This window comes from Kocuria oceani, from assembly GCF_029524215.1.
Classification (GTDB): Bacteria; Actinomycetota; Actinomycetes; order Actinomycetales; family Micrococcaceae; genus Kocuria; species Kocuria oceani.
Window position 1 is genome coordinate 203,561 of record NZ_JARAMH010000003.1, and the last position, 21,263, is coordinate 224,823.

Here is a 21,263-nt window from a genome sequence, read left to right on the forward strand (position 1 = left end):
GGGCGGCGTGGACAGGAGCCGCCGCGGGGCGCACCATGAAGCCCTATCCTCAGGAGGGACCATGGGCGAGCTCGGACGCCGGGCGACCAGGGCGGCCGATGCCGCCGACGATGCCACGGATTCGCGCGGGTTCGTCCTCGCGGCCCGGGCCGGCTTCGTGGCCGCGGGCCTGCTGCACGCGATGATCGGGGTGATCGCCCTCCGGGTGGCCCGTGGCGGGTCCGGGTCGGCGGACCAGTCGGGGGCCGTGGCCGCGCTCGCCGGCACCCCGGGCGGCACCGTGCTGCTGTGGGCGTGCTTCCTGGGCTGCGCGGCCCTGGCGGTGTTCCTGCTCAGCGAGGCCGTCTTCGGCGCGACGCAGCGCTCGGACCGGGAGAAGCTCAAGCACCGGCTCAAGAGCGGGGGCCAGGCCGTGGTCTACGGCGCGATCGGCGCGGTCTTCGGCACCTACGCCCTGGGCGGGTCGAGCGACAGCAGCCGGTCCACGCAGTCGATCAGCGCCCGGCTGATGGCCCATCCGGCCGGCACCGTGCTGCTCATGGCCGTGGGGCTGGGGCTGGTCGTCGCCGGCGGCTACTTCGTCTACCGCGGCGTGACCCGCACGTTCACGCAGACGCTCAAGGGCCTGCCCCCGGGCGGGACCGGCTCGGCGGTGGTCGCGCTGGGGGTGGCCGGCTACGTGGCGAAGGGGGTGGCCCTGGCGGTGCTGGGTGCGCTCTTCGTGGTGGCCACCCTGCAGCACGACCCCGAGGAGGCGACCGGCCTGGACGGCGCCCTCAAGTCCCTGCAGGGGCAGCCGTTCGGCACGTGGCTCCTCGGGGCCGTGGCGGTGGGGCTGATCTGCTACGGGCTGTACCTGGTGGTCCGCGCGAAGTACCAGCGCATGTGAGCCCGTCCCGGACCCGACCGGGTCCGGGCGCCGCCCGTCAGGAGTCGAGGGAGGCGGGGCCGCGGCGCCGGACGGTGAGGTGGAGCCGGTGCGCCGTGATGACCAGGGCCAGCCACGCCGCTCCGAGGGTCTGGGCCACGAGCACGTCGGTGAACCAGTGGTGGCCCAGGTACACCCGGCTCAGCGCCATGCTGACCGCGAAGGCCGCGGCGGCGGCGACCGTGAGGCCGCGGGCCACGCGGGTGCGCTGCCGCAGGACCAGCAGGTAGGCCACGGTGCCCGCGATCACGAACGAGTTCAGGGAGTGGCCGCTGGGGAAGGACGCCGAGTACTCGTAGGGCGGGATCGCGTCGGCCAGGTCCGGGCGGGCCCGGCCGATCAGGGGCTTGCCGGCCACGGTCATCAGCAGCGATCCGGCCGCGGCCACCGTCACCAGCAGCACCGGGGTCCAGGACCGCCGGCTGAGGGCGAGCCAGACCATGGCCACCGCCGCCAGGATCGGCATGCCGATCACCCCGCCCACGTGGGTGTAGGCGGTCACGAGGGTGTCCAGCCACGGCGAGCGGACCGTCATTGCGGCCTGCAGCAGGGGCCGGTCCAGCGCCGCGGCGTCGTCCTGGTCCATGACGGCCTCGTAGACCTCCGCGGAGGCGACCGTCATGGTCACCGCGACGCCCAGTCCGACTACCAGCGGCACGAGCACCGCCGCGTGCGGTCCGAGCCACCGGGCCAGCCGTCGGACGCACCGGACGAGGAAGCGTCCCAGGCGGGTCCGCCAGGTGGTGAGGTCCTGTTCGCCCAGGAACCGGTCCTGGTGGCTGCCGGTCCGCCGCAGGTCGTCGGTCACGCTGTCCCCCTGTCCGCGCGCCCGGTCCGCCCGCGCGGCGGAGTCGTCCTGGGGCACGTGAGGGAGAGCCTACGGCGTCCCGGGTGCCGGCTGATCGCCTCCGGAGGAACCCGCTCTCCGTGTCCGGGGCGGAGCGTAGCCTGGATCCATGAGCCTGGCGCAGAAGATCAACCGTGTGGTCGCCCCCTTCGAGGTCATCTCCGACTACGTCCCCGCGGGCGACCAGCCCCGGGCCATCGAGGAGCTGGCCACGCGCATCGAGGCGGGGGAGAAGGACGTGGTCCTGCTCGGCGCCACGGGCACCGGCAAGTCGGCGACCGCCGCGTGGCTGATCGAGCGGGTCCAGCGGCCCACCCTCGTGATGGTGCAGAACAAGACGCTCGCCGCGCAGCTGGCCAACGAGCTGCGCGAGCTGCTGCCGAACAACGCGGTCGAGTACTTCGTCTCCTACTACGACTACTACCAGCCCGAGGCCTACGTCCCGCAGACGGACACCTTCATCGAGAAGGACTCCTCGATCAACGAGGAGGTCGAGCGGCTGCGGCACTCCGCGACCAACGCCCTGCTGACCCGCCGCGACGTCGTGGTCGTCGCCACCGTGTCCTGCATCTACGGCCTGGGCACCCCGGAGGAGTACGTCGCCCAGATGGTCACCATGCGCCAGGGCGAGGAGATGGACCGGGACGAGCTGCTGCGCCGGTTCGTGAACATGCAGTACGCGCGCAACGACGTCGACTTCCACCGCGGCACCTTCCGCGTCCGCGGGGACACGGTGGAGATCATCCCGATGTACGAGGAGCACGCCATCCGCGTGGAGTTCTTCGGCGACGAGATCGAGTCCATCTACACCCTCCACCCGCTGACCGGGGAGATCATCCGGGAGGAGACCGAGATGTACGTCTTCCCGGCCTCCCACTACGTGGCCGGTGCGGACCGGATGGCCCGGGCCGTGAAGTCCGTCGAGGACGAGCTCGCCGCCCGGCTGCAGGAGCTCGAGTCGCAGAACAAGCTCGTCGAGGCCCAGCGGCTGCGCATGCGCACCACGTACGACCTCGAGATGATGGAGCAGATGGGCTACTGCAACGGCATCGAGAACTACTCGCTGCACATCGACGGCCGCCCGCGCGGCTCGGCGCCGCACTGCCTGATCGACTACTTCCCGGACGACTTCCTGCTGGTGGTCGACGAGTCCCACGTGACGATCCCCCAGATCGGCGGCATGTACGAGGGCGACATGTCCCGCAAGCGCACCCTCGTGGAGCACGGCTTCCGGCTGCCCTCCGCGATGGACAACCGGCCGCTGAAGTGGGACGAGTTCCTGGAGCGGATCGGCCAGACCGTCTACCTCTCCGCCACCCCGGGCAAGTACGAGCTGTCCCAGGCGGACGGCTACGTGGAGCAGATCATCCGGCCCACCGGGCTCGTGGACCCCGAGGTCATCGTCAAGCCCACCAAGGGCCAGATCGACGACCTGCTCGACGAGATCAACGTGCGGGTGGAGCGCGACGAGCGGGTGCTCGTCACCACCCTGACCAAGCGGATGGCCGAGGACCTCACCGAGTACCTCATGGAGCACGGGGTGCGGGTGCAGTACCTGCACTCCGACGTCGACACCCTCCGGCGCGTCGAGCTGCTGCGCGAGCTGCGGATGGGCACGTTCGACGTCCTGGTGGGCATCAACCTGCTCCGCGAGGGCCTGGACCTGCCCGAGGTCTCCCTCGTGGCGATCCTCGACGCGGACAAGGAGGGGTTCCTGCGCTCCACGACCTCCCTGATCCAGACGATCGGCCGCGCCGCCCGCAACGTCTCCGGCCAGGTGCACATGTACGCCGACCGGATCACCGACTCGATGGCCACGGCCATCGAGGAGACCAACCGGCGCCGGGAGATCCAGGTCGCCTACAACACCGAGCACGGGATCGACCCGCAGCCGCTGCGCAAGAAGATCGCCGACATCACCGACCAGCTCCAGCGCGAGGAGGAGGACACCAAGGAGCTGCTGGCCCGGCGGGCGGCCGCCGGGAAGAAGACCGCCCCGACCGCGGGCCGGGGCGGGCGGGACGCGGTGGCGGCCGCGGAGCAGAAGCTGCGCCGGGACGGGGTCGCCGCCGCCCCGGCGGAGGACCTGGTGGACCTCATCGCGCAGATGACCGAGCAGATGCAGGCCGCCGCCGCCGAGCTGCAGTTCGAGCTCGCCGGGCGGATCCGCGACGAGCTCGCGGACCTGAAGAAGGAGCTGCGGCAGATGCAGCAGGCCGGGCACGCCTGAGCCCGTCGCGCCGGGACCGCGACCCGCGGTGACACCGGTTCCCGGCGTTCTCCCAGGTTGGGGTAGAGTGCTCCCCGCGTAGGGGAGTATCCCTCAGCGCTGCGATCGTCAGCACGCCGGGCAACGGAGCCGGGCCGGTCGCAGCGGCCGCACCTCGGCATCCGGGCCCGGAGCCCGCCAGGAGCGGTGGAGAGACTTGCGGCTCATCGTGACGCCCCGGTCCGCCCCGCTCCACGGACGACGCCGGCCCGCGGGCTCACCCATCTCCAAGCGAAAGAATTCGCGTGCACACACAGCTACCCGCGTGGTTCGAGATCGGCTCCTTCGTCGTTCTCGGCTGCATCCTTCTCTTCGACCTGATCATGGTCGCCAAGCGCCCGCACGAACCCTCCATGAAGGAGGCCGGCACCTGGGTGGGCGTCTACGTGGCCCTCGCCCTGGTGTTCGCGGGCCTGATGTTCGTCTTCGCCGGCGCCGAGCAGGGCACCCAGTTCGTGGCGGGCTGGATCACCGAGTACAGCCTCAGCATCGACAACCTGTTCGTGTTCATCGTGATCATGGCCCGCTTCTCCGTGCCCCGGAAGTACCAGCAGGAGGTGCTGATGGTGGGCATCATCATCGCGCTGGTCCTGCGCGGGGTGTTCATCCTGCTGGGCGCCACGATCATCGCGAACTTCTCCTGGGTCTTCTACCTGTTCGGCGTCTTCCTGCTCTGGACCGCCTACCAGCAGGCCAAGGACGACGGCGAGGACGAGGCCGAGGAGAACGGGCTCATCCGCCGCCTGCGCACCGTGGTGCCCATGACGGAGCACTACGACGGGAACAAGCTGCGCACCACGGTGGCCGGCAAGCGCGTGTTCACCCCGATGCTCGTGGTGTTCGTGACCATCGGCGTGACCGACCTGATGTTCGCCTTCGACTCCATCCCGGCGATCTTCGGGCTCACCCAGAGCCCGTTCATCGTCTTCACCGCCAACATCTTCGCGCTCATGGGCCTGCGCCAGCTCTACTTCCTGCTCGGCGGGCTGATGGAGCGGCTCATCTACCTCAAGCACGGCCTGTCACTGATCCTGGCGTTCATCGGGGTCAAGCTCATCCTGCACGCCATGCACGAGAACGAGGTGCCGTTCATCAACGGCGGCGAGCACATCGCCTGGGCCCCGGAGATCCCCACGTTCGTGTCCCTGGGCGTGATCGTGGCCATCATCGCGGTCGCCACGGTCGCGTCGATGCTCAGCCCCAGGGGCCGCTCCGCCCACGCGGCGGCGGAGCTGCACCGGGCCATCGAGACGTACCGCAGCCCGGGCGAGGACACGAGCACCGGTCAGATGCGGGCGGTGCAGGCGGACCTCGTGCTGAAGTACCACGCCGCCGTGGCGGCCGCCGAGCGGTCCTCCGTGGAGCTGCCGGACCTCGCCGAACGCACCGGCAAGTCGGTCGAGCAGCACCGGGCCGAGAGCGGCACGGCGTCGTCGGACCCCCGCCGGGCGGCCGGGCGCTGAGCCCGCCGGCTCCGGGGTGTCCGGTCCAGCGGGACCGGTGAGACGTGCGCAGGGCCCGTACCGCCGACCGGCGGCACGGGCCCTGCGCACGGTTCCGCCCGGACGGCTGTATAGACTGAGCCCAGCCTAGGGGAGTATCCCTCAGCGCTGTGGACGTCAGCACGTCGGGTCCCCGGACCCGGCCGGACGCAGCGGCCGGTCCCAGCGCGGCGCACCCCAACGGTGCGGCGCGCTCGGCGGAGAGACTTACGGCTGTCCCGTACCCGACCCCCGAAAGCAGAATCATGGAAGTCTCACTCACCGTCTGGATCGTCACGATCGCGGCCATCCTCGGCCTGCTCCTCTTCGACTACGTGTTCCACGTGCGCAAGGCGCACGAGCCCCAGCTGAAGGAAGCCGCGATCTGGTCGGCGATCTACGTGGGCCTCGCCCTCCTGTTCGGCCTGTTCGTCCTGATCGAGTGGGGTGGTCGCTACGCCGGGGAGTACTACGCCGGGTACATCACGGAGAAGGCGCTGTCCGTGGACAACCTCTTCGTGTTCCTCATCATCATGGCGTCCTTCAAGGTGCCGCGGGAGGACCAGCAGAAGGTGCTGCTCTTCGGCATCACCTTCGCGCTGATCGCCCGCACCGCCCTGATCTTCGTGGGCGCCGGGCTGATCAACCAGTTCGCCTGGGTGTTCTACCTCTTCGGCCTGATCCTGCTGCTCACCGCCGGGTCGCTGATCAAGGGCGAGCTCTCGGACTCCCAGCACGACGAGGCCGACAACTTCATGGTCCGCCTGGCCAAGCGCTTCATCCACACCACGGACCACTACGACGGCGACAAGCTCTTCACCATCCAGAACGGCAAGCGGGCGATGACCCCGATGCTGCTGGTGATGGTCGCGATCGGCGGCACGGACGTCCTCTTCGCCCTGGACTCGATCCCGGCGATCTTCGGCCTGACCCAGCAGACCTATCTGGTGTTCACCGCCGTGGCGTTCTCGCTGATGGGCCTGCGCCAGCTGTACTTCCTCATCGACGGGCTGCTGGACCGGCTCATCTACCTCTCCTGGGGCCTGGCGATCATCCTGGGCTTCATCGGCGTGAAGCTCATCCTGCACGCCCTGCACGAGAACAACCTGCCGTTCATCAACAACGGCGAGCACGTGGAGGTCGTCGAGGTCAGCATCGCCCTGTCCCTCACCGTGATCGTGGGCGTGCTGGTCGTCACGGTCCTCGCCTCGCTGTTCAGCCCCAAGGGCCGGGCGCTGCGGGTGCTCAACGGTCTCCAGACCGTCGCCGAGCAGTACGTCACCCTGCCCCAGGACGCCTCCCCGGAGGAGCGCCAGAAGCTCGCGGACAAGGCCGCCAAGTACCAGCGGCAGATGCCGAAGATCTCCGACAAGCACCGCGAGGAGCTGCTCGAGTCCGAGAAGCACTTCCACGAGCTGCTGGACCGCGCCCGCGGCAAGCACCGGGAGTTCGAGCGCACCGGGGTGGGCCCCGAGCCCGACGTGGTCCCGGCCCCGGAGGCCGAGGCGATCCGCGGCGAGCACGTCGAGACGCAGGACGCCGCCGGCACCACCACGCCGGACGCCCCGCGGAGCGGGAGCACCGGCCACTCCGCCTGACGCGGAGCCCGAGCCGACGACGGAGGCCCCCACCCGGCCGGGTGGGGGCCTCCGTCGTCGGCGGGTACGGGCGGTCAGCGCCCCGTCTCGGTGACCGGCCCCACGTTGTCCACGAGCACGGCGGGGAAGCCGTCCTCGTCGGAGGCGCGCAGGTCGATGCGGGCGTTGATCCCCCAGTCGTGGTGGCCGTCGGGGTCGTCGAAGACCTGCACCACGGTCCAGTACCCGTCCAGGCCCTCGGGCCGCTCGTCGATGCGCACCAGGCCGGGGCCCCGGGACTGGGGGTCGGTGTAGATGTCCTCGTGCTCGTCGAAGTAGGCGTCCATGGCGTCCGCCCACCGGTCCCGGTCCCAGCCGTGCGCGCCGTCCAGGGCCCCGAGCACCTTGTCCTTCTCGTCGGCGAACAGCTCCACCCGCTGGAACAGCGCGTTGCGGACCATGACCCGGAACGCCCGCGGGTTGGCCGTGATCACCGGGGGCTGCTCGTCGATGAGCTCCTCCAGGGAGTCCGCGGAGGTGCCCATGGGGGACTCCTCGCCGGCGGCGAGCTTCTCCCACTCGTCCAGCAGCGAGTTGTCGGTCTGCCGGATGAGCTCGCCCAGCCACTCGACCAGGTCCTCCAGGTCCTCGCGCAGCAGGTCCAGCGGCACCGTCTGGCGCAGGGCCTTGTAGGCGTCCGAGAGATAGCGCAGCAGGATCCCCTCGGAGCGGGCCAGGCCGTAGAACTGCACGTAGTCGCCGAAGGTCATCGCCCGCTCGTACATGTCCCGGACCACCGACTTCGGGGTCAGCTCGAACTGGGCCACCCACGGGGCCCCGGTGCGGTAGGTCTCGAAGGCCTGCGTCAGCAGCTCCTCGAGGGGCTTGGCGTAGCTGACCTCCTCGAGCTCCTTCATCCGCTCCTCGTAGTCCAGCCCCTCCGCCTTCATCGCGGCCACGGCCTCCCCGCGGGCCTTCTTCTCCTGCATGTTGAGCACCTGGCGCGGCTTCTCGAGGGTGGCCTCGATGACGGAGACGACGTCGAGCGCGTAGCCGGGGGCCTCGCGGTCGAGCAGCGTCAGGGCGGCCAGGGCGAAGGGGGACAGCGGCTGGTTCAGGGCGAAGTTCTCCTGCAGCTCCACGGTCAGCCGCCAGGTGCGGCCCTCCTCGTCCGGGGCGTCCAGCTTCTCGACGACGCCGGCGGCCCGCAGCTCCTTGAGGATCCCGATCGCCTGCTTGAGCAGGGCGCGCTGGCGCTGCCGCGTCTCGTGGTTGTGCGTGAGCAGGTGCCAGGCGGCCAGCACCGGGTCCCCGGGCCGCTGCAGCAGGTTGAGCAGCATCGAGTGGGTCACGGTGAAGGAGGAGCTCAGGGGTTCGGGCTCCGCGGCCACGAGGGTCTCGAACGTCGGCTTCCCCCAGGAGACGAAGCCCTGCGGCGGCTTCTTCTTCACCACCTGGCGCAGCTTCTTCTTCACCACCTGGCGCAGCTTCTTCTGGTCGTCGCCGAACTTCGCGTGGGCCTTCTTCATGGCCTTGGTGTTCTCGATGACGTGCTCGGGCGCCTGGACCACCACGGTGCCCGCGGTGTCGTAGCCGGCCCGCCCGGCCCGCCCGGCGATCTGGTGGAACTCCCGGGCGTTGAGCCGGCGGGTGCGCTCGCCGTCGAACTTGGACAGGGCCGTGATGACCACGGTGCGGATGGGCACGTTGATGCCCACCCCGAGGGTGTCCGTGCCGCAGATGACCTTGAGCAGACCGGTCTGGGCGAGCTGCTCCACGAGCCGGCGGTACTTGGGCAGCATCCCCGCGTGGTGGACCCCGATGCCGTGGCGGACCAGCCGGTTGAGCGTCTTGCCGAAGCCGGCCGAGAAGCGGAACCCGGCGATGAGCTCCCCGATCCGCTCCTTCTCCTCCTTGGACAGCACGTTGACGGACATCAGGTTCTGGGCCTGGTCCATGGCCTGCAGCTGGGAGAAGTGCACCACGTAGACCGGGGCCTGGTTGGTGCTCAGCAGCTCCTCGAGCGCCTCGTGGATCGGGTCCTCGGACCAGTAGTGGTGCAGCGGGATCGGGCGCTCGGCGGAGGAGACCGTCGTCGTCGGCCGCCCGGTGAGCTCCGTCATGTCCTTCTCGAAGCGGGAGACGTCCCCCAGGGTGGCGCTCATGAGCAGGAACTGCGCCTGCGGCAGCTCCAGCAGCGGCACCTGCCACGCCCAGCCGCGCTGCGGGTCGGAGTAGAAGTGGAACTCGTCCATCACCACGGGGCCCACGTCCGCGTCCCGGCCCTCGCGCAGGGCCACGTTGGCGAGGATCTCCGCGGTGCAGCACACGATGGGGGCGTCCGCGTTGACGGCGGAGTCCCCGGTGACCATGCCGACGTTCTCGGCGCCGAAGATCTCCACCAGGGAGAAGAACTTCTCCGAGACCAGGGCCTTGATCGGGGCCGTGTAGTAGGAGCGCTGCCCGGCGGCGAGGCCGGCGAAGTGGGCGGCGACCGCCACGGTCGACTTCCCGGACCCGGTCGGGGTCGCGAGGATCACGTTGGACCCGCTCGCGAACTCCAGGACGGCCTCGTCCTGGGCCGGATAGAGCTCCATGTCCCGGGAGGCGATCCAGCCGAGGAACCCCTCGTACACCTCGTCCCCGGACAGCGGGTTGGAGGCGAAGTCGCCGCGGTAGTACGGATGGCCCGGGGTGCCGAGCTCGGGGGAGAGGGCTTCGAGGAGTTTCATCGTCCCCAGCTTATCCGCGCGCCCGCCGGCCACCGGGCGGACGCAGCTCCTCCGAGCGCTCCCACGTGCGCAGCATCGGCTCCTGCGGAGCCCACCACAGCACCGCGGCCCAGCCGAGCAGGGCCGCGACTGCCCCCGCGCCGGGCCGATCGGTCAGCGCCCCGACGGCCCCCAGCACCGCGGCGGCGGTGCTCGCGGCGGCGCCGGCCACCAGCGCGGCCCAGCCCGGGCGCAGGAATCCCGCGAGGACCAGACCCCCGAGCACGGCCCCCGCGCCGGCCGCCACGAGCAGCGCCGGCCCCCCGCCGGGCCGGAGGGCCACCGGGTCCGCCACGACCAGGACGACGAGCACCCACCCGGCCACGGAGACCAGCACGACGCCGGCCGCGCGCACCACCTCGTCGACGGGCTCCCGCCCCGGCACCCGCAGCGCCACGGCGGCGGCGCAGCGCTCCAGCCCGAGCGCCCCCGCCAGCAGCAGCAGCACCGGTGCGCTCCGGCCGGCCGTCGCGGCGGCCGCCGCCGGGAGGAGCAGCGCGGCCGCGGCGGCGCCGCAGCACCCGGCCCGGCGCAGGGCCGCGTCCCGGGCCGCGCCGGCCTCGGCGAGCGCCGCGGGCGGTGCACCACCGGCCGCCGCCAGGACGCGGGACCACCCCCGGTGCGCCCGGTGCACCGTGCGCGCCAGGGCGGAGGCCAGCAGCACGGCGCCGATGCCGACGAGGACGAACTCGCCGGCGCGGCCGGCCGGGTCCGGCGCGGCGAGCAGCCCGAGGGCCACGGCGGCCGCCACGAACCCGAGCGCGGCCCGGACCGGGACGAGCAGCAGGGGGAGGAGCACGAAGACGGGCTGCACCAGGAACAGCAGCAGCTCCCACACCCCGCGAGGCAGGTCCGGGGTCCCGGCCAGGGCCCGGCCGAGCACCCGCAGCCCGCGCGAGGCCAGCGAGACCCGGTAGCCCGGGGTGAGCCGGGCCAAGCCGTCCGCCCCGGCCTCCAGGGTCGTCAGGGCGTGCTGCCGGTCCCCGCCGCCGAGCTCGTCCAGCAGGCTCTGCTGCAGCGCGGCGGCCTCCTGCGCCGGCCGCTGCGCTGCCGGGTCCGCGCCGGCCGGCGCCTCGGCGCCCGCACGGGGGTCGACGCCGGACCCGGACCGTGCGGGCAGCCCGCGGAGGAACGACGCCGCACCGGCCGCGGCGTCGAGGCGGCCCCACCACCAGTCGTTGGCGCGCCAGTCGGCGGCGAGGAAGCCGCGGAAGTTGAACAGCCCGGCGCCGGCGAGCTTGTCCCGCGCGGGCAGCCGCTCGGCGTCGGGGGCCAGGATCCCGCGCAGCTCGTCGTCGCCGGCGCCGGGGAGCCCCGCCGCGTCGAGGGCGCGCTGCAGCCGCCGCCGCGCCCAGGCGGGCGGCAGCGGTCCCAGGTCCTCGGGCCGGGCGGGCGCGCCGTCGCCGCGGATCTCCCCGTAGCTGATGCCGGAGACCGGCGTGGGGATGCCGGCCGCCGCGAACAGCGGGGGCAGGTCCGCGGCGGACGGCACCGGGCCCGTGACGGGCACCGCGGACCAGGGGGACTCGCGCCAGATGCTGCGCCGGCTCGGCCCCGGGTCGTCGGGCTCCTCGTCCCCGGATTCCTCGTCCCCGGGTTTCTCGTCCCCGGGGGCGGACGGCGCGCCGGGCCCGCCGTCCGCCCGGCGCTCGGTCCCCAACTGCGCCCGGACGGCGGCGTGGGCGCCGCGCAGCGCGGCCACCGCGGCGTCGAGCTCCCGCCATGCCTCCTCCCCGGCCCCGGGTGCCGGGACGGAGACGTCCAGCCAGACGGGGACCGCGGCCGTGACCGGGGCCCCGGGGTCCGCGCAGGCCTCCAGCACCGCCGCGAACAGTGCGTCCCGCGCGTGGCCGGCGGCGGCCAGCACCCGGTACGCGCTCGCCCGGGCGGGCGCCGGGTCGAATCCGGCGGACGGGACCGGGCCGGCCACGGGGCCGACCCCTGGGGCGAGCAGCAGCGACTCGAGGAAGCGCACCCACGCGAGCACGCAGGACGCCGCGTCGGCCAGCGCCTGCGGGCCGCGCAGCACGGCCGTGGCCTCCGGGGCCGTCAACGGGCCGCGGGACAGGGCGTCGTAGCGCCCGGCGAGCTCCTGCCGCAGCGGCTCGACCTCGGCCGCGTCCCGGGCGTGCACCTCCCGGCGCCGGGGGAGCGTGGAGGCCAGCTGCCACTGCGCGGGCCGGGTCAGCAGGCGGGCCAGCAGCGCGGCGTCCGCCCGGGCCCGGTAGCGCACGTACGCCCGGCGCCGGTCCTCCCGCGCGGCCGGGTCCCAGGCGACGGGCAGCGCGGCGAGCGGGTGCAGCCGCCCGTCGGCGAGCAGCCGGTCGTCCCGGCGGTCGGAGAGGGCCAGGACCTCGTCCTCGCCCGTCTCCCGCCGGCGCAGCCGGGTGACCGTGGCCCAGAGCGTGCGCACCAGGCGCGGCAGGTCCAGGTCGCCGGCGCGCACCGGCCGCGCGGCGGGCGGGTCCGGGTCCAGGTAGAGCAGGCAGCGGTCGGCGTGGCGCAGCGAGGTCCGGGTGCCGGCGGCCGCCACGGCCCGGTCGATGGGGATGTTGTCGAAGACCCCGCCGTCGACCACCCGGAAGGGCAGCTGCTCCGGGTCGCGGTGGGCCGAGAAGGCGTGGCTGAGGTCCGGGCGGGGGAACCCGCCGAGCCGCCCCGCGGTCGGCGCCGACCACACGGCGGCGGGTTCGAACGCGCCGGGGAACGAGGACGTCGCGCGGGCCGCGTAGGCCAGCCGGGCCAGGGAGGCGGCGCGGTGGCCGGCCTCCTCGGGCGTCTCCGGAGAGGGCTTCCCGGCCGCCGCGGGACGGGCGGGGATGTCGTTGCCCAGCGGCGGGGCGGGGCGGCCCGGTTCCGGGGAGGAGAAGTGGAACCCGCCGCGGCCCTCCGCCGCGCCGCTGTGGCCGGAGGGGTCGCTGTCCAGCACGGTGGCGGACAGGTCCACGGACACGTGCTCGGCGACCAGGTCGGGGTGGTGCCGCGGGTCCCCGTGCACGGCGGCGAGCAGCTCGTGCACGCGCGGCCACAGGTAGGCGTCGCCCTGGAGCAGTGAATCGACCGGTGCCCGCCCCAGGGGGCGCAGCAGCCGGCCCAGCGCCGCGTGCTCCTGCCACAGCAGGCCCAGGGCGCCCAGCCCGGTGCCGGCGCGCTGGGCCACGGCGTGCACCACGCTGTTCAGCCCGCCGGCACTGGCCCCGGCGAGGAGGTCGAACTCCACCCGGTCGTATCCCGCGTCCGCGAGCAGCCCGGCGTAGACCCGGGCGCGCTCGGCCGTGTGCGGGTCGGACTCGCCCGCGGGCTGCAGCAGCAGGGCGTGCAGCCCGCCCGCCGGGTCCCGGTGGATCCGGATCCGGCGCAGCAGGTCCAGCTCCGCGACCGCCCCGCCGATCCACACCGCCAGGCTGACCCCACCGCGCATGGCCAGGGCGAACCGGAGCGTGCGCCCGAAGGCGGGCGGCCGTCCCTCCGCGGCCTCGGTCAGCCGCCGGTCCGGCGGCAGGACGCTCAGCCGCAGCCCGGCACCCGGTGCGCCCGCCCCCGGTTGCGCCCCGGCCCGTTCGGCCGGCACGGCCCGCTCACCCGGCAAGGGCCGCGAACGCCCGCTGGGGGCCCGGACGGCGGGCGAGCCCGTGCCGCAGCTCCTCGAGCAGCTCCCGGCCCCCGTGCCCGTCGTCGAGCAGCACGGCCGTGGCCTCCCGGATCTCGGCGGCGGTGACCGCGTTGGGGTCCAGCACGGTGCCCAGTCCTGCCGTCTCCAGGGCGGCCGCTCCGGCGAACTGGTCCGTGGACAGGGGCAGCAGCAGCAAGGGCACCCCGGCGGTGAGCGCCTCGGTGACGCTGTTGTTGCCGCCGTGCGAGATCGCCGCGCGCGCCCGGCGCAGCAGGGTCACCTGGGGCAGGGAGCCGCGCACGAGCCAGTCCGCCGGCACCGGTCCCAGGGCGGCGGGCGGCGTGGCGCCGGCGGCCAGGGCCACCCGGACGTCGAGGCCCCGCAGCGCCTCGGCCACCCGGGCGAGCACGTCCCCGCGCACCGAGAGGAAGCTGCCGAGGCTGACGTAGACGACCGGGCGGTCCGAGGCGGCCAGCCACGCGGCCACCTCGGGATCCTCGCCCTCCTCCCGCACGGCCGAACCCAGGAACGTGTGCTCGGGCAGCCGGCGGGTCCGAAAGTCGTCGTGGAGCTCGCCCGGGTAGTTGAGCAGCAGGTCGTCGCCGGTCTCCGCGAACGCGTCCGCGCTCGCGGGCGCGCCCGGGGCGAGCTGCTGCAGCGCGTCGTTCCACTGCTGCGTGAACTCGTCCCGCACAACCGAGCACAGCCGGTGCAGGGCCGCCAGCTCCGCGGGGGACGGGCGCAGTCGGCCGGGCCAGGCCGGCGGGTGCCCGTACACCTCGTCCGCCACGGTCAGGGCGGAGGGGTGGCCCAGCACCACGTCGGCGTGCCGGACGCCGCTGCCGGTGAGCGCCAGGCGGGCGCTGAAGGCCAGGTGGTCCACGAGCACCCGGTCCGGGCGCACCCGCTCCACCACGGCCTGCACGCGCCGGGCCGTGCCCAGCGGGTCCCACAGCAGGTCGTCGCGGCGGGCCCGGGCCTGGAAGGACAGGGTCTCCACGGGCCCGCGCCGGGTCGCGGCGAAGAACCCGCGCAGCGAGTCGTCCTCCCCGGCCGGCTGCTCCTCCGCCCGGATCACCCCGGGGTTGGACCCGCGCCCCAGCGGCAGCAGCTCCACGTCGTAGCCGAAGTTCCGGGCCAGGGGCGCGGTGGCCGGGCCCGTGGCCACGACCACCCGCTGCCCGGCGTCGCGCCAGGCGGTGGCCAGGGTGGCGAGGGGGAAGAGGTGGGACGCGTAGTCCGGGCTGATGACGAGCAGGGTCACGGGGTGGGGCTCCTGTCGGTGGCGGGGGCCGCGACGCGGCCGTAGACGACGGTGAGGGCCTGCGCCATGCCTTCGATGCTGAACCGTTCGCGCACGGTGGCGTAGGCGGCCGCCGCCGCGTCCTCGGCGCCGGGGCCGGCGGCGAGGTCCAGGGCGCGGGCGGCGCCCCGGGACAGGGCGGCGGGGTCGCGGGTGTCGACGAGGACGCCGGTCAGACCCTCCTGCACGAAGGTCGCGGGGCCGCCGGCCGCGGGGGCCACCACGGGCAGCCCGCTCGCCAGCGCCTCGACGAGTGCGACCCCGAACTCCTCCTTGACGCTGGCGCACACGTAGGCGCCCTGCGCGGCGGCGAGCCCGGGCCGGCCCCGGCGCACCGCGGCGAGCCAGACGGCCACCGTGCCGTGGGGCCGGTGCCCGGCCAGGAGCAGGCCGCGGGCGGCGGCCTGCGCGAGGGGCACGGCGGCGTCGATGCGCTCCAGCTGCTCGCGCTCGTCGGCCGAGGGGTGGGCGAGGTTCCCGCCGACGACGAGCAGGTTGCAGCGGGCGCGCAGCTGCTCGTCGGCGGCCCAGGCCTCGACCAGGTGCGCCGTGCCCTTGACCCGGTGCAGGCGCCCGACCGTGACGACCAGCGGCAGGCCGCGCCGCGAGGCCGGGAGGCCGGCGAGGACGGCGTCGAGCTCCTCGAGCTCCCGCCCCGCGCCCTCCCCGGCCTGCGCGGCGGCCCGGTCGACCGAGTCCAGGTCGATGCCCTCGGGGACCACGGTGCACCGCCCGGGCGCGTCCGGGTCGAGGCCCAGCAGCTCGCGGGCGTCCCGGGCGAGGTCCGGGCGGGGGAACAGCACCAGGTGCTCCGCCCCGGCGGCGAGGTCGGCGAGCAGGCGCACCCGGAACCACAGGTGCTCCACGGCGTCGGCGGCCCCGAAGCCCTCCCGGGTGAGGGTGCCGTCCGCCTCGCGGGCCGCGACCAGCGCGTGCGGATCGGGGGCCATGGTCAGCACCCGCGGGATGCCCTGCTCCGCTGCCACGGCCGCGACGACCAGCGAGCCGACGTCGGCCATCCGCAGGTGCACGACGTCCACGGGACCCGCCGCCCGGAGCGCGCGCCGCAGGCCGCGCTCCGCGGCGACCCTCCGGGGCCAGGCCTCGGCCAGGGGCACCGGGGCGCCCTGGAACGGCACGACGCCGAAGACGTGCCCCGGCCCGGCCAGCCCGGGCAGCGCGGCCCGGGCCTCGTCGTGGCTGCCGCGGGAGACCGTGACCACCCGCTCCACCCCGGTGCCGTGCCGGGGGCGGTGCGCCGCGAGGACGTCGCCGAGCTGGGCGAGCAGGGTGGCTATCCCGCCGTTGTCCCCCCGCCCGGAGAAGGTGAGGTCCCGGTCGATCTCCGCGTGCAGGAACGCCTGCAGCACGGCCGGGCCGCTCCCGGCCGGCGGGGGAGCGGCCGGGCCCGCCTCCAGCTCCGCCCGGGCCAGCCGCGCGACCGGTGCCAGCGCCCCGCCCGCCCGCGCGCACTCGGCGGCGAGGTCTCCGAGCCGGGGAACGCCCTCCGGGTCCTCGTGGTGCCGCTCGACGAGGGCCTCCAGGGCGGCCCCGCGCACCGCGTGGTCCTCGGCGGGGTCCCCGGCCAGCGCCCTGAGCAGCCCGGTGGCGCCGGAGCCGGGCACCAGGCCCACGGTCTCGGTGAGGCGGGCTCGGGCGCCGGGTTCGGAGGTGCCCGCCAGGGCGTGGACGAGCGCGTCGCTGACGGGATCCGCGGCGGCGGGCGCCCAGGCCTGCAGGGTGCGCTGGGCCAGCATGCCGGGAAAGCCGCCTCCGGCGACGAGGTGGGTCAGGACGGGCACGGCCCGGACGACCGGGGGCCGCCCGGCGAGGGACCACGCCGTGTGCTCCCGCACCCAGGCTCTGCCGTCGTCCAGCAGGGCGGTGAGCAGCGCGTCCGGCCGGGACCCGGGCACCACGGCCAGGGCGTGGACGGCGGCCAGCACGGCAAGCTGGTCCTCGCCCCGGCGGATCTCCTCCACCAGCACCGGCAGGGCCGCGTCCGGCTCCTCCCGGGCGGCGGCGGCGAGGGCGTCGGCGCGGCGGATGCCGTCCAGGATCGTGGGGGCGGCCCGCACGGCGGTCAGGGCGGCGGCCGGGCGCGCGCCGGTGCGCCCCGCGGTGGTGTCCGGTGCGCAGGGCGCGACGAAGGTCATGGGCTCACGCTAACCGACGGCGGCGGGCCGCCGGAGCCGGGGTGGGGGATTCTCAGGATTCTGGGAGCCGGCGAGCGGCCCGGGCGTCGGCCCGGCGGCAGAGCAGGGCGAACACGGCTCCGGAGAGGTTGTGCCACACCGAGAACACCGCCGCCGGCAGGGCCGCCAGCGGGTTCATGTACTGGGCGGCGAGCCCCGCGGCCAGGCCGGAGTTCTGCATGCCCACCTCCACCGCGGTGGCGCGGCGCACGGAGATAGGCTGCCGCGTGACAGCACCCACGAGGTGGCCCAAGGTCAGGCCGAGGGCGTTGTGCAGGGCCACGGCCGCGAGCACGAGCAGCCCGGCCTCGACGATCCGGTCCGCGCTGGCCGAGACCACGATGGCCACGATCAGGGCGATGGCCGCGACCGAGACCCACGGCAGGACGGGCAGGGCGCGCCGGACCAGCCCCGGCACGAGCAGCCGCACGGCCAGACCGGCGACGACCGGCAGGAGCACGATCTTGGTGATCGACCAGGCCATGGCGGCCCCGTCCACCGGCAGGTACTGCCCGGCCAGCCAGAGGGTCAGCAGGGGAGTGAGCACGGGGGCGAGCAGGGTGGAGATCGACGTCATCGCGACGGACAGTGCGACGTCCCCGCGGGCGAGGTAGGCCACGACGTTCGAGGCCGTGCCGCCGGGGGCGCAGCCGACCAGGATCACGCCGGCGGCGAGCTCCGGCGGCAGCCGGAGCAGGAACACCACGAGGAGGGCGAGCAGGGGCATGATCACGTACTGGGCGGCCACACCCAGCAGCACCGGCAGCGGACGCCGGGCCACCAGCGCGAAGTCCACCGGGCGCAGGGTCAGGCCCATCCCGAACATGACCAGTCCCAGCAGCGGGTTGATCCACCCGGACAGCCCGCTCACCGTCCCTGGGGTCAGGAAGCCGACGAGTCCGCCGGCGAGCACCAGGACGGGGAAGACCAGGACGGCGACATAGGCGCTGCGGTCGGGCGCGGCGGCCTCGGTGGTGGTGCCGGGACCGGCGTTCACCACCCGCGGGCCCGCCACTCCTCGAGGTGCGGGCGTTCCGCCCCCAGCGTGGTGGGCCTGCCGTGGCCGGGATGGACGACCGTGTCGTCGTCGAAGCGGTCGAAGATCCGCTCGGTGACGTCGTCGAGGAGCTGCCGGAAGTCCTCCGGGCCGTCGGTCCTGCCGACGCCGCCGGGGAAGAGGGAGTCGCCGGAGAAGATGTGCGCCGGTCCCTGCGGGTCGCGGTAGACCAGGGCGATCGAGCCGGGCGTGTGCCCGCGCAGGCCGATGACCTCCAGGTCGAAGCCGTCGAACTCGGCGGTGTCCCCGTCCTCGAAGGTCAGGTCCATGGGCACGGCGATGTCGGCCTCGTCGTCGGCGCCGCAGGCGGTCATCGCCTCGGAGCGGGAGCGGACCTCCTCGAGGGCGCGCACGTGGTCCCAGTGCGAGTGAGTGGTGATGATGAGCTGGAGGCTGCCGAAGGCCTTCGAGCAGTCCCCGTTGCCGGCGCCCACGAGTCCGGCGATGGCACGGGGGTCGTCCGCGGCGTCGATGAGCACCTGGGTGCCCTCTTCCTTCGAGGTGAGGAGGTAGACGTTGTTGTCCATCTCGCTCACGGAGATCCGGCGGATCGTGACCTCGGCGAGGTCGGTGACCTCCGTCTTCGATGCGATCATGAGGACGAAGGTACGCCGGAGTCCAGCGACTCGCCAGTCGGGCCTGCGGGGGCCTGCGACGGGCCGGGGCGGCGGCCGGGAGTGACCGGACCCACCCCGCCGGGACTTGTGGACCACCCCCGCCCTCGTATAGTTGCGTGCGGCAACAAATCATCAGGGGCGGTGAGCGATCCGCGCCCGCACCGTCACCGGCGCGGTCCCGCGAGCGGCGGAAGCCGTACCGGAGCGGTCGCCCCGTCGTCGTTGTCGCCCCGCCCGTCCCCGAGCCCCGGAGGATTCCCGTTGCCCGTCTCCCACGACACCGCCGTGGAGCTGGTGCGCGACCTGCTGGAGCTGCAGCGGGTCATGAAGCGCGTGACCAAGACCGACGCCGGCCAGCGCCGGCTCAACCCCACCGCGATCGCCCTGCTCTACTACCTCGACAGCAACGGGCCCCGCCGGGCCGCCGTGATGGCCTCGGACACCGGCCTCGGCCCCTCGGGCCTGAGCCGCCAGCTGGCCGTCCTGGAGGACGAGGGCCACGTGGAGCGCACCCCCGACCCGGACGACGGCCGCGCCGCGCTCGTGGCCATCACGGAGCGCGGCCGTGAGCAGGTCCGCGCCGTCGTGGAGCAGGACGCCCAGCGCCTGGCGGCGCGGCTCGAGGGCTGGGACGAGGACCAGGCCCGCGCCAGCCGCGGCGCCATCAACGAGATCACCACCGTCTTCCTGGACTCCCTCGGCGCGGAGCGCACCACCTCCTGCCGGGAGGCCCGGAGACCCCCGCGCACCGGACCGGTCACCGCCGACGAGGAGCACGACGGGGAGCACGCAGAGCACCCGGGGAGCCCACGGCCCCCGCAGCACCGGGACCACGAGGAGGAGACCGCGAGATGACCGCACCCCAGCCAGCCGCCGCACCGGGCGGAGGGACCGGCGCGTCCCACCGGGACGTGCTCCGCGCCCTCACCGGCATCCTCTCCGTGTTCTTCATGGCGATGGTCACCCTCACCATCATCGGCACGGCCCTGCCGGTGATCATGGCCGACCTCGGCGGGGACCAGACCTCCCTGTCCTGGACGGTCACCGGCACCCTGCTGGCCAACGCCGCCACGACACCCGTGTGGGGCAAGCTCGCCGACCTCTTCGACAAGAAGAAGCTGCTGCAGCTGTCCATCGTGATCTTCGTCCTCGGCTCCGCGATGGCCGGGCTGTCCCCGACCATCGAGTTCCTCATCCTGGCCCGCGTGGTCCAGGGCATCGCCATGGGCGGCATCATGGCCCTGGCGATGACCATCATGGGCACGATCATCCCGCCCCGCGAGCGCGGCCGCTACGCCGGCTACATGGGCGCCGTCATGGCCGTGGCCACCTCCGCCGGCCCGCTGCTGGGCGGGCTCATCGTCGACCTCTTCGGCTGGCGCTGGGTGTTCCTGATCCCGGCCCCGCTGGCGGTCCTCGCCGCGGTGCTGGTCCACCGCACCCTGCAGATCCCGCCCCAGGCGCCGCGGCGGGTGAGCATCGACTGGCTGGGCATCGCCCTGCTGATCGTCTCGGCCTCCGCGCTGCTGCTGTGGGTCTCCCTGGCCGGTCAGCCGGGCATGTTCGCGTGGGTCTCCGGGACCTCCGCTGCCCTCCTGGCGACCGCGCTCGTCGGGACCGTCCTGTTCGTCCTCGTCGAGCAGCGCGCCGCGGAGCCGGTGGTGCCCATCCGGGTGGTCACGGAGCGCACCACGGCGCTCGCCATCCTCGCGGCGATCGCCACCGGCGGGGCGATGTTCGCCTCGACCACCTACCTGGGCCAGTACTTCCAGCTGGGCCAGGGCTTCAGCCCCACCATGGCCGGGGTGCTCATGCTCCCGCAGGTCTTCGGCTCGCTCGTGGGCGCCACGGTCGCCGGGCAGCTGATCACCCGCTACGGGCGGTGGAAGATCATCCTGGTCGTGGCCGCGGTGCTGATGTCCACGGGCCTGTTCCTCGCCTCCACGCTCACGCACGACACCCCGCTGTGGGCCGTGAGCGCCTTCATCCTGCTCGTGGGCCTGGGCATCGGCGCGCTGAACCAGAACCTGGTCCTGGCCGTGCAGAACACGGTGGGGCTCAAGGACATGGGGGCGGCGTCCTCCTCGGTCGCGTTCTTCCGCACCATGGGCGGAGCCGTGGCTGTCGCGGTCTTCGGCGCGCTGATGAGCTCCCACCTGGCCGCGGAGCTCACCGCCCGCACCCGGGCCCAGGGCGGGGACCCCGCCGCCGTGGACTCCTCCACGATGGACCTGGACTCGCTGCCCGCCTCGGTGGAGGGCATCGTGCGCGAGGCCTACGGCACGGGCACCGGGGTGGTCTTCCTCGTGGCAGCCATCGCCTCCCTCGTCACGCTGCTGGCCGTGCTCCTGATCAAGGAGGTCCCGCTGCGCCGCACCGTGGACATCGTCGAGGTGGACCCGGAGACCGGCCAGCTCAAGGTCGTCACCCGCACCCTCGACGCCCGGGAGGTCCGGCGCCGGCAGCGTGAGGCCGGGACCGGGCGGTCCTCGGGGGACGACTCCGCCGCGGACCCGGACGCCGGGGGAGACGGCGCTCCGGACCGTGTGCGCGAGGACACCTCCACCGGCCCCGTGGACCGGGTGTGAAGCGGCCCACGGAGCCC

At 74.1% G+C, this 21,263-nt stretch carries 12 protein-coding genes and 1 pseudogene; 6 read left to right on the forward strand and 7 right to left on the reverse strand.

The window, feature by feature from the left end; translation table 11 throughout:
• The first annotated feature begins 61 nt into the window (after window positions 1-61).
• Complete coding sequence (locus tag PU704_RS04625) at window positions 62-889, forward strand: DUF1206 domain-containing protein (RefSeq protein ID WP_277550386.1); 828 nt, start codon at window positions 62-64, stop codon at window positions 887-889.
• Window positions 890-926: 37 nt separating this feature from the next.
• Here PU704_RS04625 and PU704_RS04630 read toward each other — a convergent pair whose 3' ends face one another.
• Entirely contained in the window at window positions 927-1,793 is an 867-nt protein-coding gene (locus PU704_RS04630) for a phosphatase PAP2 family protein (RefSeq protein WP_338130212.1), read from the reverse strand.
• A gap of 91 nt (window positions 1,794-1,884) precedes the next feature.
• On the opposite strand from PU704_RS04630, the gene uvrB reads away from it, so the two are divergent.
• From uvrB to PU704_RS04645, 3 genes and pseudogenes are all read left to right on the forward strand, one after another.
• Entirely contained in the window at window positions 1,885-4,005 is a 2,121-nt protein-coding gene (gene uvrB / locus PU704_RS04635) for an excinuclease ABC subunit UvrB (RefSeq protein ID WP_047803974.1), read from the forward strand.
• Between the two features lie 362 nt (window positions 4,006-4,367).
• Window positions 4,368-5,279 (forward strand): annotated as a pseudogene (locus PU704_RS04640) (TerC family protein); the annotation flags it as partial.
• 512 nt (window positions 5,280-5,791) lie between these two features.
• Window positions 5,792-7,123 carry a TerC family protein gene (locus PU704_RS04645; protein ID WP_277550387.1) on the forward strand — a complete coding sequence of 444 codons (1,332 nt, stop codon included), beginning with the start codon at window positions 5,792-5,794 and terminating at the stop codon, window positions 7,121-7,123.
• Between the two features lie 74 nt (window positions 7,124-7,197).
• On the opposite strand, the gene PU704_RS04650 is transcribed toward PU704_RS04645, so the two are convergent.
• Genes PU704_RS04650 through PU704_RS04675 form a run of 6 tightly spaced genes read right to left on the reverse strand, consistent with a single transcriptional unit; the run spans window position 7,198 to window position 18,637 of the window.
• Window positions 7,198-9,834 (reverse strand): DEAD/DEAH box helicase, encoded by a 2,637-nt coding sequence (locus PU704_RS04650; protein WP_277550388.1) that lies wholly within the window; start codon window positions 9,832-9,834, stop codon window positions 7,198-7,200.
• Window positions 9,835-9,844: 10 nt separating this feature from the next.
• The gene (locus PU704_RS04655) at window positions 9,845-13,444 is read right to left on the reverse strand and encodes a DUF3376 domain-containing protein (protein WP_277550389.1); all 3,600 of its coding nucleotides are present in this window, start codon (window positions 13,442-13,444) and stop codon (window positions 9,845-9,847) included.
• Window positions 13,445-13,451: 7 nt separating this feature from the next.
• Entirely contained in the window at window positions 13,452-14,750 is a 1,299-nt protein-coding gene (locus tag PU704_RS04660) for a nucleotide disphospho-sugar-binding domain-containing protein (protein WP_277550390.1), read from the reverse strand.
• Entirely contained in the window at window positions 14,747-16,945 is a 2,199-nt protein-coding gene (locus PU704_RS04665; RefSeq protein ID WP_277550392.1) for a glycosyltransferase, read from the reverse strand. The genes PU704_RS04660 and PU704_RS04665 overlap by 4 nt, the downstream gene beginning before the upstream one ends.
• A gap of 52 nt (window positions 16,946-16,997) precedes the next feature.
• A complete protein-coding gene (locus PU704_RS04670) occupies window positions 16,998-17,984 on the reverse strand; it encodes a bile acid:sodium symporter family protein (protein ID WP_380113096.1) in 987 nt (328 codons plus the stop codon).
• Complete coding sequence (locus PU704_RS04675) at window positions 17,978-18,637, reverse strand: MBL fold metallo-hydrolase (RefSeq protein WP_277550393.1); 660 nt, start codon at window positions 18,635-18,637, stop codon at window positions 17,978-17,980. Before PU704_RS04675 ends, PU704_RS04670 begins: the two co-directional genes overlap by 7 nt.
• 282 nt (window positions 18,638-18,919) lie before the next feature.
• On the opposite strand from PU704_RS04675, the gene PU704_RS04680 reads away from it, so the two are divergent.
• The gene (locus PU704_RS04680) at window positions 18,920-19,513 is read left to right on the forward strand and encodes a MarR family winged helix-turn-helix transcriptional regulator (RefSeq protein ID WP_277550395.1); all 594 of its coding nucleotides are present in this window, start codon (window positions 18,920-18,922) and stop codon (window positions 19,511-19,513) included.
• Window positions 19,510-21,246 (forward strand): MDR family MFS transporter, encoded by a 1,737-nt coding sequence (locus PU704_RS04685; RefSeq protein WP_277550396.1) that lies wholly within the window; start codon window positions 19,510-19,512, stop codon window positions 21,244-21,246. Before PU704_RS04680 ends, PU704_RS04685 begins: the two co-directional genes overlap by 4 nt.
• The last annotated feature ends 17 nt before the right edge of the window (window positions 21,247-21,263 follow it).